At 34.5% G+C, this 15,026-nt stretch carries 13 protein-coding genes; 4 read left to right on the forward strand and 9 right to left on the reverse strand.

Going from position 1 to position 15,026, the window contains the following annotated elements:
* Positions 1 to 101: 101 nt before the first annotated feature.
* Genes I6F65_RS15800 through tagH form a run of 7 tightly spaced genes read right to left on the reverse strand, consistent with a single transcriptional unit; the run spans position 102 to position 9,525 of the window.
* Positions 102 to 899, reverse strand: coding sequence for a PP2C family serine/threonine-protein phosphatase (locus tag I6F65_RS15800; RefSeq protein ID WP_206018187.1), 798 nt, complete (start codon positions 897 to 899; stop codon positions 102 to 104).
* A complete protein-coding gene (gene tagF, locus I6F65_RS15805; RefSeq protein WP_166112880.1) occupies positions 892 to 1,623 on the reverse strand; it encodes a type VI secretion system-associated protein TagF in 732 nt (243 codons plus the stop codon). Before tagF ends, I6F65_RS15800 begins: the two co-directional genes overlap by 8 nt.
* A complete protein-coding gene (gene tssM / locus I6F65_RS15810; RefSeq protein ID WP_197113803.1) occupies positions 1,605 to 5,114 on the reverse strand; it encodes a type VI secretion system membrane subunit TssM in 3,510 nt (1,169 codons plus the stop codon). Before tssM ends, tagF begins: the two co-directional genes overlap by 19 nt.
* Positions 5,115 to 5,121: 7 nt before the next feature.
* Entirely contained in the window at positions 5,122 to 6,405 is a 1,284-nt protein-coding gene (gene tssL, locus I6F65_RS15815) for a type VI secretion system protein TssL, long form (RefSeq protein WP_166112886.1), read from the reverse strand.
* A 21-nt stretch (positions 6,406 to 6,426) separates the two neighbouring features.
* Positions 6,427 to 7,755 (reverse strand): type VI secretion system baseplate subunit TssK, encoded by a 1,329-nt coding sequence (gene tssK / locus I6F65_RS15820; RefSeq protein ID WP_197113821.1) that lies wholly within the window; start codon positions 7,753 to 7,755, stop codon positions 6,427 to 6,429.
* Positions 7,756 to 7,768: 13 nt separating this feature from the next.
* A complete protein-coding gene (gene tssJ, locus I6F65_RS15825; protein ID WP_166112892.1) occupies positions 7,769 to 8,233 on the reverse strand; it encodes a type VI secretion system lipoprotein TssJ in 465 nt (154 codons plus the stop codon).
* Between the two features lie 14 nt (positions 8,234 to 8,247).
* Positions 8,248 to 9,525 carry a type VI secretion system-associated FHA domain protein TagH gene (gene tagH, locus I6F65_RS15830; RefSeq protein ID WP_166112912.1) on the reverse strand — a complete coding sequence of 426 codons (1,278 nt, stop codon included), beginning with the start codon at positions 9,523 to 9,525 and terminating at the stop codon, positions 8,248 to 8,250.
* 561 nt (positions 9,526 to 10,086) lie between these two features.
* On the opposite strand from tagH, the gene I6F65_RS15835 reads away from it, so the two are divergent.
* Both I6F65_RS15835 and I6F65_RS15840 read left to right on the forward strand, forming a co-directional pair.
* Positions 10,087 to 12,057, forward strand: a complete 1,971-nt coding sequence (locus tag I6F65_RS15835; protein ID WP_197113846.1) for a serine/threonine-protein kinase — start codon at positions 10,087 to 10,089, stop codon at positions 12,055 to 12,057.
* Positions 12,058 to 12,308: 251 nt separating this feature from the next.
* Complete coding sequence (locus I6F65_RS15840; protein WP_197113850.1) at positions 12,309 to 12,665, forward strand: PEGA domain-containing protein; 357 nt, start codon at positions 12,309 to 12,311, stop codon at positions 12,663 to 12,665.
* 46 nt (positions 12,666 to 12,711) lie between these two features.
* On the opposite strand, the gene I6F65_RS15845 is transcribed toward I6F65_RS15840, so the two are convergent.
* Positions 12,712 to 13,080: a DUF1294 domain-containing protein gene (locus I6F65_RS15845; RefSeq protein ID WP_024609713.1), complete on the reverse strand. Its 369-nt coding sequence runs from the start codon at positions 13,078 to 13,080 to the stop codon at positions 12,712 to 12,714.
* A gap of 55 nt (positions 13,081 to 13,135) precedes the next feature.
* Here I6F65_RS15845 and I6F65_RS15850 point away from each other — a divergent pair, with 55 nt between their 5' ends.
* A complete protein-coding gene (locus I6F65_RS15850; protein WP_024609714.1) occupies positions 13,136 to 13,672 on the forward strand; it encodes a hypothetical protein in 537 nt (178 codons plus the stop codon).
* Between the two features lie 68 nt (positions 13,673 to 13,740).
* On the opposite strand, the gene I6F65_RS15855 is transcribed toward I6F65_RS15850, so the two are convergent.
* Entirely contained in the window at positions 13,741 to 14,283 is a 543-nt protein-coding gene (locus I6F65_RS15855; protein ID WP_024609715.1) for a carboxymuconolactone decarboxylase family protein, read from the reverse strand.
* Positions 14,284 to 14,396: 113 nt separating this feature from the next.
* On the opposite strand from I6F65_RS15855, the gene I6F65_RS15860 reads away from it, so the two are divergent.
* Positions 14,397 to 14,981, forward strand: coding sequence for a TetR/AcrR family transcriptional regulator (locus I6F65_RS15860; protein ID WP_024609716.1), 585 nt, complete (start codon positions 14,397 to 14,399; stop codon positions 14,979 to 14,981).
* Positions 14,982 to 15,026 lie beyond the last annotated feature (45 nt).

Raw genomic sequence — 15,026 nt, forward strand, 5'->3', positions numbered from 1 at the left:
ATATTACATTCTTTATATTAAATTACAAGCCTAGTTACAATTCTGTTTATTCAAAATATATTCGATTATATAGTCTTATATAATCGAATATAAATAATAGTTTACTGTTTAGTAAATAAGGGAATAGTAGCTTCGTCTTTTAAATTAAATACTTCGTGATTATCATCATTTAATATTTCATCGTACCGAACTAATATGCAAGTAACATTATCTCTTGCTCCACGAACTAAAGAAGAATGCATAAGTGCCATACCAGAATCGATTATACTTTTTGGTTCTAGTGCTAAACAGATATCTTGATCTGATAACTCGCCAGTTAAACCATCTGAGCACAATAAGAAAATATCACCAGCATGAATATCGCCTTTGATAAGGTCAACCTGCACTTCATCAACAACACCAACAGCACGAGTTATAACATTAGATAGAGGATGATTTTTAGCATCTTCAGCTGAAATTATACCTTCATCGATTAAATCATTCACTTGGCTATGATCTCTTGATATTTGCTCAAGAATACCGTTTCTCAATAAGTAAGCTCGGCTGTCACCAACCCATAAAATATAATATTTATCGTCTTTTATAAAAAGCGTCGTGACCGTGCTTCCTGCCGTTTTATTATCAAGATATTGGGCACTATAATCATTAAGCTGTTTATTAGCATCTTCTATCGCTTCAATAATATGTATATGGCTGAGCTCATTTACCGAAAAATCTTGTGCCTTTGCTCTAACAACATCTACAACTAATTGGCTTGCCACTTCGCCTGCTTCATGACCGCCCATACCATCAGCTACAATCCATAGGTTATGGCTATTAACTTCTGCATGCGCATCTTCATTTAGCTGCCTAACAGCACCTCTATGAGTAATTGCATAACTTGAGCTTGATTTACTCATCACTGTCTCTTACCTGTGTCAGATTCCATTCCCAATGCTTCCAGCGTCCATCTAACATTGCTGCGACTTGATTTACTGGAGGTAATGACGATGATATAAGTACCATCGGTTTAATATTGCACGACCCGTGTGTCCACCAAATGCTGTAGTTACCATACTTTTTATATAACATGGTATGCATTGCTTCTTGCAAGATATTACCTTGCAATTCGGTACCAGAGAATTCAAATGCTTCTCCATCCTTCGCTTTATCAGCAGAGCTATGATGAATGAACTGCTTTTTATCTAACGCTTTTACATTTATTGCTTTAGCTACTTCCTTTCTCCAAGAGAAAAGGTCTATTGAGCTATCGAGCACTTTTAATACAACATCTTCATAATCTAAAGAGAGCACTCCAGAATGAAGAATATCTGTAGGAAGACTCTCTGTAGTACAAAGTACAGTAAACGGATAATGTCGACCAACTGCATCAACACTGGGCAAAAGAGTACCCATTACACCTTTTTCGCCTATTATATTTGGGCTTAGTGCAAAGTGCCAAACAGGGCTTGTTAAGTATTTATCTTTCCATACTTCCCCTATTTGCTCTTTACTAACAGCAATAGCTGCTTGCAGCCATTGCTCCCAATGTTCAGAAAAATCTTTAGAAATGTTATCTTGCACAAAGTCACCTAAACTAGGGACTTTGCCAAGATAACCAATATTTATAATCGGGTCGGACATGAAAACTTCTCTACACTCGTGTTCCAAAATGGGTGCCTGATTGATTTAGGCAATAATTCTATCTCCGCGTTACTTCCCATTAATGAGAAGTGAAGTTCTAAGTCTTCACGTGTTTTACTTCTTTTTTCACTTAATTCATCAAGCATACGATAAAAAGACCACTCACCCTCGTACGTTGTATTAATTGAACGCCCTCCGTTAGGAGGTGTGAAAATCACTCGTGTTTTTGGCTGATTATTAGGGTTAGGCCAAACAAAATTAATTATTTTTGGAGGACCATGGCGGTAAATCAGTTGCTGATCATCAACAACGATTTGAATACTCGAGACATTTTTATCTAACCTTTTTGCACGCAGTCCAAATTCAATTTTTGGTGTTTCACTGCCGCCATCAAAGAAAGCCGTTTTGATTCTATATGCATGTTCAAACATTATTAAAGTTCGGTCACTGATACCAATATCTTTTTCAAACTTCCAAGGGCTTGAGCTTGTATCAACACTTGGTGCAACGTAAGTATTAAAAAAGCTGTCTATTGTTCCATCTGGTCCAAAAAATCTAGCAAAATCTTTCATGCTAACTTCTTTAACTGCGTTAGGAGAGAATGGATACCTACCCACAATTGCCGCATTATATTCTCGTAGTACTTGGCTCTTCCATATTTCATTTAAGTGTCTGTTTGCACTATTTTTAGTGATATTAGAAGTATCTCTACTTATATCAAGCAACCAGCTGTTAAATGGGTATGGTAGATCCTTACTTTGATACTCCAATTGTCGAATAAAGCTCGGTTTACTTTTACCGTTTATTTGATCTTCAATTGACGTTCTTAGTTGATCACCTCTATCCAGCTTAGTTAAATAAATATTAAGCTCTCTTAGATTTTTTTGAATACCATCTAATTGCTCTGCGTCAATATTTATAACATCTTCAAATGCTTCCTCTACTTGATGTCCTGGTAATTTGATATCAAAGCTAGGAGCCTCTGAAGGCAAAAACCTTTTTATTCGATTAGATTTAGTCTGCATTGCTATTTCAGCTGCGTTTGCCGCTACTTTACCTGCCGCTTTTTGATTTTCGGATACTGGTAACTGTGTAAGCTGAACATTTTTTTGAACTGCATTAATAATATTTTTAATAGGAGTTTCAGAGCCTGATAGCACGTCAGTTATGCGTACACCTTCACTCGGTGAGCTATATTGATTTAAACTTAAATCATCTAAGAATGACTGCCAATAAAAAATATAATCTTGAAAGTAACGCTGCTCTAGCTTTTTCTCTATATCATCTTTTGATATATCATAAGTCCCTGAAGCTTCTTCTCCGTATACCCAGCTGCTATCCATCAAGTTACCTAACATCTTACTTTTTTCAATATTGAAAATGCCGTGAAAACCATTAAACGTATAAAGCCCAGGAATACTTCTTGTTAAATCACCATTATTACGAAAAGTAAACTTTTGAGCACTTTCAAAACTGATAATGTCAGTTAATCTAAATGGAGGGATACTACTATCAAGAAAATCAGCTTGTAATCTTTGATATGCACGCTCAGCAATAGGTAGCTTTGTAAGTTCAGAACGAGCTATTCTTACAGCCTGATCATCTACTTCAACCTGATTAACACCATTATCTAATAATGTGTCTATATGGCTCATTAACTCATTTCTGGTTTGTGTATTTTTATCACCAGGTAGGTTTCTTTCTAAATAAGCTCCAAACCATACAATAATGTCTTCTTTTTCAAAGTATTCAGGTTGAAAAAGCATTAAATAACATTTTAAAGTTTCGTATAAATAACTTAAATGATCTGGATGTATTTCCATTTCTTTAATTAGTGTATTTGCAATAAATGGTTCTAAATAAGTTTGCAATGAACGACTATATACATCTACAGATGCTTCTCTTATTTCATTTAACTTATCAAAACCAAGTGCAGATGATTCATCTTCACTAACAAGCTTTGTTTTACTCGCGGGTAGGTTTCTAAGTGCATTTAATCTATCGTTGAGTACCAGTAAGTTATTGCTATCAAATGAAGCTGTATCTAGTTCTTGATAAACCGTCACCGCATCATTAGTTGACTCTATAAGCTTACTATTCCACGCAAAACTAAAATACCAAGAAACAGAAAATACAACTAAGCCAATACTTGCAAGCGATATACAACCAATTCTAAACCACTTATTTTGCTTATCATGATGCTTGTTAGTACTTGCTAAGTTTTGTTCTGGAAAAATAACACTTTCTAAAACGTTTTTTATGAAAAAGCTTTTTGATTGGTTAATATAATCTGACTTACCCGATTTTCCATCATTGAGAAAGCTAGAAGGTGTTCCCTCTTGAGTTGCACTTGTTAAATAAACGCCCCTAAAAATAGGTAACTCTTCGTAAGCATTAGGTGTAAATATTTCTTTTAAAAATGCATAGCCTACACCTTGTAAGACTCTTAACTGTCTCGGGAATTCAAAAATCTTAGCGCGTATTACTTCATCTCGCTCGTTAATTAGTCTGCGATTTAACATCTCAGTTAACTTTGAAATTAAAGTGTGAAATTCTTTATTAAAAGCTTCAACCTGATTGTCTTTGTCTAAATCCAGCTGAAAAGTTACACCCCAAACTTGCTCGCATTCTTCTTCTGTTAACTCACCAAAAAACTCTCTAAAACCTTCAATTAAATCTACTTTAGAGAAAATAACATACACTGGGAATGTCATACCGAGCTGATTTTGAAGCTCTTGAAGACGCTGTTTAATAGCCCGAGCATGTAAGTTTCTTTCGGTTTTAGTTTGGTTCATCAATTCAGAGATGCCCATACTTATCATTACACCGTTAATCGGTCTAAGTGGACGGTACTTTCTAAGTAATCCTAAAAAGCCTTCCCAAGCACGAGAGTCATGTTTTGCATGGCTGCTTTGCGTTGTATATCTGCCTGCGGTGTCAATTAACACTGCTTTATTAGTAAACCACCAATCACAGTTACGTGTACCGCCTACACCATGTACTAAATCTACCCCTAGCTTATCTTTAAGCGGATAGTCTAAACCTGAGTTGTGTATAACGGTTGTTTTACCTGCACCAGGCGGACCAATCATGATATACCATGGCAATTGGTAAATATTTTTACCTTTGAATAGCTTTACATCTTTTAGCAAGTCAATGGCTTCGCTCATTCTTGCTTTTAAAGTGGTTATTTCCTCGTTAACTTCATTGCTATTTGAACTTTCATTATCGATTAGTTCATCAGCCATTTTTTCATCTCTTTTACTTTGTTGCACAAGACGATAAATTTTTGTCACAGAAAAAATGAGTAATATCAATAATATTGTAAGAAACCTAGAAGCAACTCCCTCTAGAGGAACATACCCAGCAATAGCAATTAAAGGACCACCAAACCAAATAAGTAGCGATAAAGCAATAAACCCGATAATTAGCATTGCTGTTCGAGATGTTAGAGCATATTTTATTTTTGTAAATTTTTGCGAGAAACTCATGTCAACCTCATTTAAATAATAAATCAATTTCAATTCTTCGGTTTAACGACCGAGAAGCTGAATCAGAATTGCTGACAATAGGTTCTGCCGCGCCTTTACCTTCAGGCCATAAACGCCCACTTAAATGTGTACTTTTTGCCATTGAGTTTGCAACTTGTGTAGCTCTTGCTAATGATAAGTGCCAATTTGAAGGATATTTTGCGGTGCTAATTGGGCTATCGTCCGTGTGACCTGTAATTAAAATTCGTCCTTTAGTGCCTTCTAAACTTAATGCTAACTTTTCGAGGATTGGTTGAAATGAAGGTAATAATGTTGATTCCCCCGGATTAAACAAGCTTTCATTGCTAATAGAAATTCGGATGCGATCATTATTTTTAGTAATAGCCACAATACCCATTTGAATCTCTGTCTGCATAAGCTGCTCTAGCACTAACAGTTGATTATTTTTAGTATCTATAGTTTGTTCTTTTGCCAGCGGGTGAATAGCAGATAGTCTTTCATTAATTTCAAAAACTTCGTTGTTAAGTCTCATATTAATGAAAAGGTATACGGCTAATAATATTAAACCTAAAACAGAAAAAATAACCCATAATGGCACTTGATTTCTTAATTCAACGCCGGCTGCAACTCGCTCTTTCCAATTTGGTGATAGTTTATTATTTATTGGACCATCTAATTGATTAAGTAAATGATATAGTTGAGATCTATACTCTTCAACTTTACTACTTCCGGTAGAATCAAGTCTGTATTTACCTTTAAAGCCCAAATTAAAACAATGGTATTGTAGCTCTAAAAACTGTTTGTTTTTTTCAGGTTGACCAAGGGCACTATCAAGTAAAGTATAAAAATATTCACCGCCAAACGTTTCTTTATGAAATGTAGAAAGTAAACTTTCATCAGCCCATTCCATTGAACTCCATGATGAGTTTAGTACTGACTCATCTAAAATCGCACATAAACAATAGCGAGAATTATTAATAATATCTTTTGATAAACCTTGATTTCTAACTTCACCTTCAAAACGTTTTATAGCTTCAACACAGCGGTGCTTCAATGCGGCTAAATTACTCATTTCTGTTGATTGATTAATAGAAATAACAAGCGAAAAACAATCTGTAGCAGCTTCCATTAAAGGATTTTTAAATATAGAAACCTTAGAGTTTTCTGGTAATTTAGTAGAAGGCGACTCAACCGACATTACTGTCTTGTCGGCATTATTATCTGCACTTGTTTTTTGTGAGGCTTCACGCCCTAATCGACCAGGGCGTGGTTTGATAATGGTTTCATCCATTGAAACTCTTCCTTATTAAAGTTAAGTTCTAATAGCCCAAAGGCTTAGTTGCAACTCAGGGTAATTACCTGAAATGTGAAGTGCTATACCTCCACTTGAGCGTAACTTATCCCAGTGTTCTCCATGCATATTTAGCTCAAAATAATGAAAGCCTGCATGGTAAGGTATTTGCCTTGGTGCCGTAGGTAAGTTACTAATTGTAATACCTGGTATTTGATTATTAACAAGGTCTCGAATCGTTTCAACGCTACCAATTTTTATTTGTGAAGGCAGAATTTTACGTAACTCTTCATGTGGCACGCTTGCTTTAATAGCTAAAACAAACTGGGCAGCACTTAGGATTGATTTATCTTTCAATGCACCAAACGAAATACCAAACTTGCTTTGCTCGAGTTTTATTTCTGTTGCGGTTTGTTCTATTACGTGGCTTAGCGATTGATATAAAAAGCTAACTATTTCACTAAATACACCGCCTAAGTTTAAATGGTCGTATTTAGGTAAAGTTGGAACTCTTTTATTAACCGTACTGAATGTTGCAAGCTCACCCGCTAGTTCAATCAATCGAGTGTATAAGGTTGTTGGGTGTATATTACTTGCAGATAATAGGTTTTCAAAAACAGCATCGTATTTATTTAGTGTTTGAAGCATTATGAAGTCAGCGACTGAAGTACTACCAGCATATCCTTGACATAATCTTACCGCGATATTTTCAGCGCGCTGTTTAATCATTGAACCAATTTCTCTTACAAGACTAGATAATGGTTTGTTTAACCCAACTTTTAGACAAGGAGGTATATATTTACTGTCTAACTTAATCGCGCCTTCACTCGATACCTCAATTATTCTAGCTAATGGAAGTACTATATATCCAGAATGGTCATCTGATGAAAGCATAAGTTTGCCATGTACTTTAGCAACTTGAATAATTTCTTGAGATTGGCTACCTAACAAGTCATCGCTTACAGTTAAATCATGTAATTTATAACGAGTTACTGATTTATCTTCTGCATCAGAAAGGTTTACTCCACTATTTTTCAAAGCCGGAATAGCAAGATAAATAACTTGATCGTAAACATCTTTGCTAACAATTAAAGGCTCTGGTAAAGCCGCCGATTGAGGCATTTCTATAGGAAATAAATCAGGCGTAATAGCGAATAATGATTCAACAGCAAATTGACCTGTACTTAACAATTCTGTATCTATGCTTAAATCAACCACTCCCCAAGGTGAAACAAGGTTGCTATTGCAAACTTGTTTAATCACATTGGAGATATGCTTATCTGATTGTTGAAAGTGTTGCGGCCTTAAAAACATTCCTTCAGTCCAAGCAACACGAGTGTTATCACTCATTTTATAAATCCTTTTATTTTTCTCTCATGTATGTAGCTATAGCTTCAACATTCACGTCAATATCATCATACCCAGTAGGATCGACCTCAATTACGGCTCTCCATCTGGCTTGGTCTATATTCCTATAGGCTACAACAACTCCAACATAGCGAGTATTACGATTTAAACTCATTTTATAGTTTTGAATAGTACTTGGCTGTAATTCTAGTTCATCTTTTTTTAATAAATCAGGCCCAAGTAATTGTTCAGGATTATCGTATAAGCTGAAAAAATCTTGAGTGTCAAAAATTGCTCTTGAGCTCAGTTCAAATATTTTCATTACGACAGGAGAAGGTCTTCCAGATATATCTGGATTTACATCTTTAGACACATTTATCGCTAAATCTGTTGAAGGTGGGACAAACCGATTAACCGTTTCACAACCTAACACTAAAAATAGTAAACTAAAACTCAGTAAATAGAGCCTGATTTTATACATTAATTTGATCCTTTCTAATCTATTTCTTTAACTTTATCATTATATGCTTTCAAAAAGTCATCAGACATAGCCATAGCGCCTTTTGAGTTTATTTCTTGATAAAGATCATTGTGTAATTGTTGGTATAATTTCCAAGATTTAGCTTCTATTTGCCCAGGAATTATTCTTAGTACGCTAGTCGTATCAGTAGCCTGCTGGTTAATATGAGTGGGAGATACCTGTTCTAACAATCCTTTTAATGTACCGGTTGCACCTGCTATCAAAGCATGTTCATGTTTTCGTGTATCAGCAAAGCTTTCTTTAATCGATTCTTCAGAATTCAAAAAGCTTGCACTATTTCTAATGAATAGATTCTGAATAACATCATCTATACTTGCAGAAAACTTTAATGGATTATTCTGTTTTGTTTGAAACATTGTATGATTTAGTCGCAACTGACTTTTAACTGTTGCTCTTTGACGCAGCGATTCCATAACGCCAGTGAGTAACAAATTTAGGCTTTGCCCCATCTCAAACCAAAGTTCTTCATCGTCTAGCGTGTTTTGTAACTCTTGGTTTACCCCTAAGCCTTTTAAAAAGGCCTCAGATAAATTTGAACTACCTTGCTTAACAATCTTGGGAGTTGAATTAGTTTTTTGCTTATTTGATACAACTTTATTTGGGCTAGAAACCTTTGGAGGTTGAACGCTTTCTACCCTAGGAGTTGGAGCTATTTCAGGTGCAGATATTATTTCAGGTGCAGGATCGCTATTCATTAGACTAGAAAGATCATCCCAATCTTCAGGTATTTTATCAACTGAATTAGAGAATGACTCTTGCACCATAGAAATTTCAGGCATTGATTCATCCAAAATAGATTCGTTCAAGAAGTCCTGAGGTTGTGAGAATGATTTAACTGGTTTATCTTGCACTCTGCTGCTTTCAAAGTCAGGCTTTGAATAAGCAGGTACATCATTTGCAAAGCTTGATTGCAGCTCTTCTAGCTTCACTGAAATTTGAAAGTCGCCAACAGTTAGTACATCTTCATTAGCTAAACGATGTTTATTACCTTCACCTAATGGCGCAACCGCAAAATTTACAAAAATACCATTCGTTGAATTATCATAAAGATAAAAAGCATCACCTTCTTTTTTAATATTGCCATGCTTACTGGATATAATTTTTTCAGGGTCTGGTAGATGCCAATCGCATGATTCAGAACGACCAAAAATTAAGTTTTCTTGTATTTTTTTTGAAGCTTCAATTTCAGGTGAGAGTCTATGATAACTGGTTATATTTAGTATCAGTTCCATTTGATAAGTTAGTCCCATAAATCTGTAGTGTTGCTAGGATAAATGAGAAGCGAAACTATTGTCAACATTGAAATTAATATATAAAAAATATACTTGTCATTAAGATAAATAAACGCACTTTTTAAAGTGGCTATTATTGAAGTTTTTATTGCTGAAATTTTATTATCGTCTTTATATGTAATATGCAAAAAGTAGTAAAATAGAAATAAAAATTCTATCTACACCTTTTTTCTTTATCTCATATAATTTGCTTTATCTTTTTTCGGTTAATTTAAAACCTCAAATCAACATAAGCATACAAAACAATAGCTTATAAATACTAAAACTCAACTTAACCATATAAAATGATGCTAACCAATATATACAAAAATACACCTATAAATAGAAATATGACCTATTAACTAGCTCTATTAAGGCTATATAAAGTTTATTGCTGATTGAAACATTGCTAAGACGAGATAATTTTGTAAAAATGTATGTCAATATCAGAGGGAAGATTGATACTAGTGTAAAATATTTAACACCTCGATTATTCAATTAAACACAATAAAAGGATTTATAATGAGCAGTATAAATAACAATAATGATAAAACTCAAATTGCTTCCCTTGATACTAAGCACAAAACAGCCGCAAGAAAAACCCAATTAAATTTACTTGGTAAAACAATCTCTGGTCGATATTTAATAGAAGAGCTTATTGGTCAAGGTGGCATGAGCTATATTTATCGAGCTCGCGATACTTTTTTAGAAAACGCGAGTAGACCCGAAGCCTTTGTTGCAATTAAAATTTTACTTGAAGAGTTTTCTCATTCAGAAGAGGCTATTGCGCTGCTAAAAGATGAAGCAGTTAAAACTCAGCAATTAGCTCATCCTAATATTGTAAAAGTTTACTCAGCTGACTCTGATGGTGATTTGTTTTATGTCACTATGGAGTGGGTTGAAGGCGAAACACTAGAACAAATAATAAAGCGTAACAAACCAAATGGAATGGCTTATAAAAAAGCAAAAGTGATTTTAGAGCAACTTGCTGATGCACTTATATACGCACATAACCAAGGTGTTATACATAATGATCTCAAGCCTTCTAATGTTATTTTAAACTCTAATGGTGAGTTAAAAGTTTTAGATTTTGGTATAGCAAAGCAAAAAAGTAATGACGATAAGTATGCTGTAAATGATGCAAATAGTACTGATTCTATTGGTGGTTATACTCCAACTTACGCCAGCCCTGAACAATTAAAAGGTAACAAAGCGTCAATTAAAGACGATATATTTTCATATGCGTGTATTGCCTATGAATTATTAAGTAGTAAGCATCCATTTAATAGAATTGCTGCTGATAAATTACCTCAAAATAACGTCGTTAAACGCCCTAGCCATTGCCCTTTATGGTTATGGAAAGATGTTAAAAAAGCGTTATCTCTGAGTGCAGCACAAAGACCTAAAAATTTAGAAAGCATCTATAAATCTTACAATACAAACTTCAAGCCGGCAATTGCAATTGCAATAACATCTATAGCCGTCGCCTTTTTAGCTGGTCAATATCATACATCGACCACAAGCGATTTGAAACAATTAGAAGCTAAACTCGATAATGCATTAGCGATTAATCAGCAAGTAGAAACTTGGATGTCGTGGCAGGGTCCGTCAATAATTGGTCAACTAAGTGAAATCCCTCCTCAATATAACGTCCTAAAACAAGGTCTATTAAGAGTAAATCAACCTAACATTTTAGAAAACTTTGAGTCTGAGGCAAATAAATTCAACGGAAATGGCAGCGAGTTCAAAGACTTTGATAAAACTATTACTATTTATAATAAAGCACTAGATTATTACCCTGACTCAGAAAAGCTGTCAATACAGCTTGAAAGTGTACTAAGGGAGCGTCAGTCTATTATTTCAGATATAACGTCAAGAATAGACTTACTACTAGAGCAATCACGTTACAGTGAAGAAGGTCAAAATAATATTACTGAACTTGTTTCAGATTTAAAAACGGTAGATAGTAATTATGTATATCAGCCATCAGAAGTGCACCTAGAAAACTTCCAGGCAGCTTTGAACACAGCAATAGAAAATGATGACGTTAATTCTCAACAAAGCTTACTTAATGTTGGAAAAATTGTGTTTGCCAATAATAAAAAAGCTGGCGAGCTTATAGCTGACTTATTAAAAAGAGAATCAGCTATTAATGCCTTAACAACTTATAATAAAAAGTTGGAGATGGGTGAACAAGTCGTTTTTCCGACTCAAGCGGCTATTGTATTTTATCAACCAAGATTTACTCGTTACGAAGAAAAGCTTGACGAAATAACAGATTATAAAGACCTCTTAGAGTTTGAAGAATTAGTAAACTCGCAATCAGATGAATTGCCTGAAAACTTCTCTCCTCTTCTATCTCTAAAAAAAGAGTTATCTAAACGCTATATCACTATGGCAAATAATTTAATGAAAAAAAGAATGTACAAAACAGCTGAGCAATTAGTTGAAAGAAGCGAGGCTATTACTAAATCTTTAGATAATATTTTGTAATCTAGTAATTAACTATTTATACGACAATATATGAATGATGCTTATTGGTTTTATTTTATTATTTAGCCAATAAACTCATTTATATTCCAAATAAAACTTACGGCGTTTGAACATATACTGAATACATATTAAACTACGAATCGTTTTTTATTAAAACAAAGGTCAAGGATGGATAGTTAGGCTTATCTTCATACACAAACCTCCATGATTTTTGCAACCTTTACATTTTTGATGACTTTTATGGAGAATTTATGAAAAGATTAAGCTCAATAGTGGCTATATTATTGTTAAGCGGTTGTTCTACAACTTCTAGTGTTGAAAAACAGCAACCTGTTGAAGAACCCGTTGCTGCTGAATCTGCTGCTGAAACAAGTGAAGCAAATGCACCAATTTCATTAACGGTTATTACGACTCCAGCTGATGCTCGCGTACGTATTATGAATATAGCGCCTGTATATAAAGCTGCAATAGAACTAGATGCAGGTAAATACGATGTTGAAGTAAGTAAAAAAGGCTACGATACATATAGAAAATGGATCTCAGTTGATAAAAAAACAATCTTAACAATTCAACTAACTAAAAAAGAAGAAAGCCAAGCAGCTCAATAAGTTACTTAGCTCTATTTAAAATATGCCTTTTATTTATAAAGGCATATTAATTCCTTACTAAAAGTACATACCCTAAAAACCCGATCACACTCAAATTAATTAATATACAAACCCACAGTACAATTATAAACCGTTGTTTTTGCGATTTATGACGCAATAATTGCTGAGCTATTAATGCACCAGGCCACCCACCAAAAAGCGCGAATAACTGTAATGTACGCTCTGATATTCGATTTACTTTTTTGTGTGTTGATTGTTTGGCTTTACGTTTATCCCATGCATATATTAAAAATGTTAAAGCGCTCAATCCACTTACATAGCTTGGTACATAAATAGATGTGTAGTGCGTTAAATAAGCTAACCATAAGATGCCTATAAAGACACTCGCAAATATTATTAATATTTTCTTTATCAATTAATTATCGCCTATACTAGAAATTACAAAACACTAAAATAAAAAGAGCTAAATTATGACATATTTTAAAACGCTATTCTTAGCGTTATGCCTTTGCGCATTTACTAATAGCTATGCCGATCAAAATAACCTGCTACTTGATAAAGAATTAGCCGTGTTTCAACCTTACTTGGGCACTTGGCAGGCTAACTTTAAAGTAGCAGAAAAAAACACAAAGCCAGTTCAAGACATAAGTAAATGGGAGCGAGCGCTTAATGGTAAAGCTATTCGTACTATGCACTCAATTAATGAGGGCGAATATGGTGGCGAATCTACTATTTTTTATGATAGTAAAAAGAAGTCATTAGTTTTTTATTATTTCACTACAGCAGGCTTTTATACGAAAGGCATAATAAAGGTGTTAAGCCCAACTCAGTTTGTAGCTTATGAAGATGTAACGGGCAATAAAGAAGGTATTACTAAAGTTAAGTCGACCAATGATTTAAAAGACGATAAATTTATTGTTTCAACAACTTATCTTAAAAAGGGCGAGTGGACTAAATCCGAAACTCGTACCTACATAAAAAGTACGAAGGCTGTTAAATTTAAATAGCTTTCAGAGCGGTATTTAAAATACAAAAGGCAGCTTAAGCTGCCTTTTTCATTATTAAAGTATGTAAATTATTTTACGAACTTTTTAAATGGTGCATCAACTGGTGTATTTGCAAGGTGGTTTGTGTAATTGCTCATTACTTTTTGAGATAAACCAACAATGATTTCAAGTAGTTGCTGCTTGCCGTAACCTGCTGCAAAGAATTTTTCAATTTGCTCATCGCTAATTACACCACGCTCACGCACCATTGCTAGTGTTGTTTCACGAAGCGTTTCAAGTTTAGGATTTGCTAGTGGTGTTTTATCTACTAGTGAGTCAACAATACCTTGGTCAACGTTCATTGACGCAGCAATTGCGCTATGTGCAGGTACACAGTAATGACATGCGTGCTCAACGTTAATTGATTGCCATACAACTGTTAGCTCTTCTGCATTGAACGATGTTTTTTGGAATAGGTCATGCAGTACTTGATAACCTTTAAGTAATGTTGGTGCTTCAGCCATTACTGCGTGTAAGTTAGGTACCATACCAAATGCAGCTACTGAGTCAGCCATTAGAGATTTTGATTCTTCAGGTGCGTTTTCTGCTGTGTATAAAGTAAATTCTGTCATGTTTAGCTCCAATAAATAATTAGGTTTAAGTAACTTCGAGACACATAATATTTGATTTTGAGCGACTGTTCAAGTTAAAATTGAGCAAATGTTCAAATTAATTGAGAAACAACATGGTAAATAAGGTGAAGTTTGAGCGCGAGACCGTTGTCCGCCTTGCAAGTCAGCTATTTTGGGAGAAGGGTTTTCATGCTACCTCAACGCGTGATCTACAAGATGCTGTAAACATGCGTCCCGGGAGTATCTATTCTGCTTTCGGTTCAAAAGAAGGACTTTATATTGAATCGCTAAAAGACTACACAGTGCAAATGGAAAGCCAAATTAAAGAGTGTCTATCTACATCAGACAGTATTCTTGGTGGTTTACGTGCCTTTGTTGAAGACGTAGTCACAAAAAAAGAAAGTACACCGAGTGCTATTTGTATGTTGGTAAAAGCCAATTGCGAATTTGCCGATAAAGACAGCAATTTATACCAACTAAGTTTAGATTTAGCTGATAAATTTGAAAACTACCTTTCGGTTCTTTTTGAGCAAGCAATTGAAAAGAATGAGTTGAGTAATAATATATCCGCGCAAGAATATGCACGATTTTTTGAAGTTCAATTTACTGGACTACGTGGTTATTTTAACCGCCCAGGTGTGGAGTCATTAGCTCAGCCTATGATCAATCAAATGTTTAAGATCATAAAAAGCTTATAACTGCTTTACCCTCAATTATTTGAATAAAAAAACGGCAGTAATTAA

Origin of the sequence: Pseudoalteromonas sp. SWXJZ94C (genome assembly GCF_015864385.1) — a bacterium.
Taxonomy (GTDB): Bacteria; Pseudomonadota; Gammaproteobacteria; order Enterobacterales; family Alteromonadaceae; genus Pseudoalteromonas.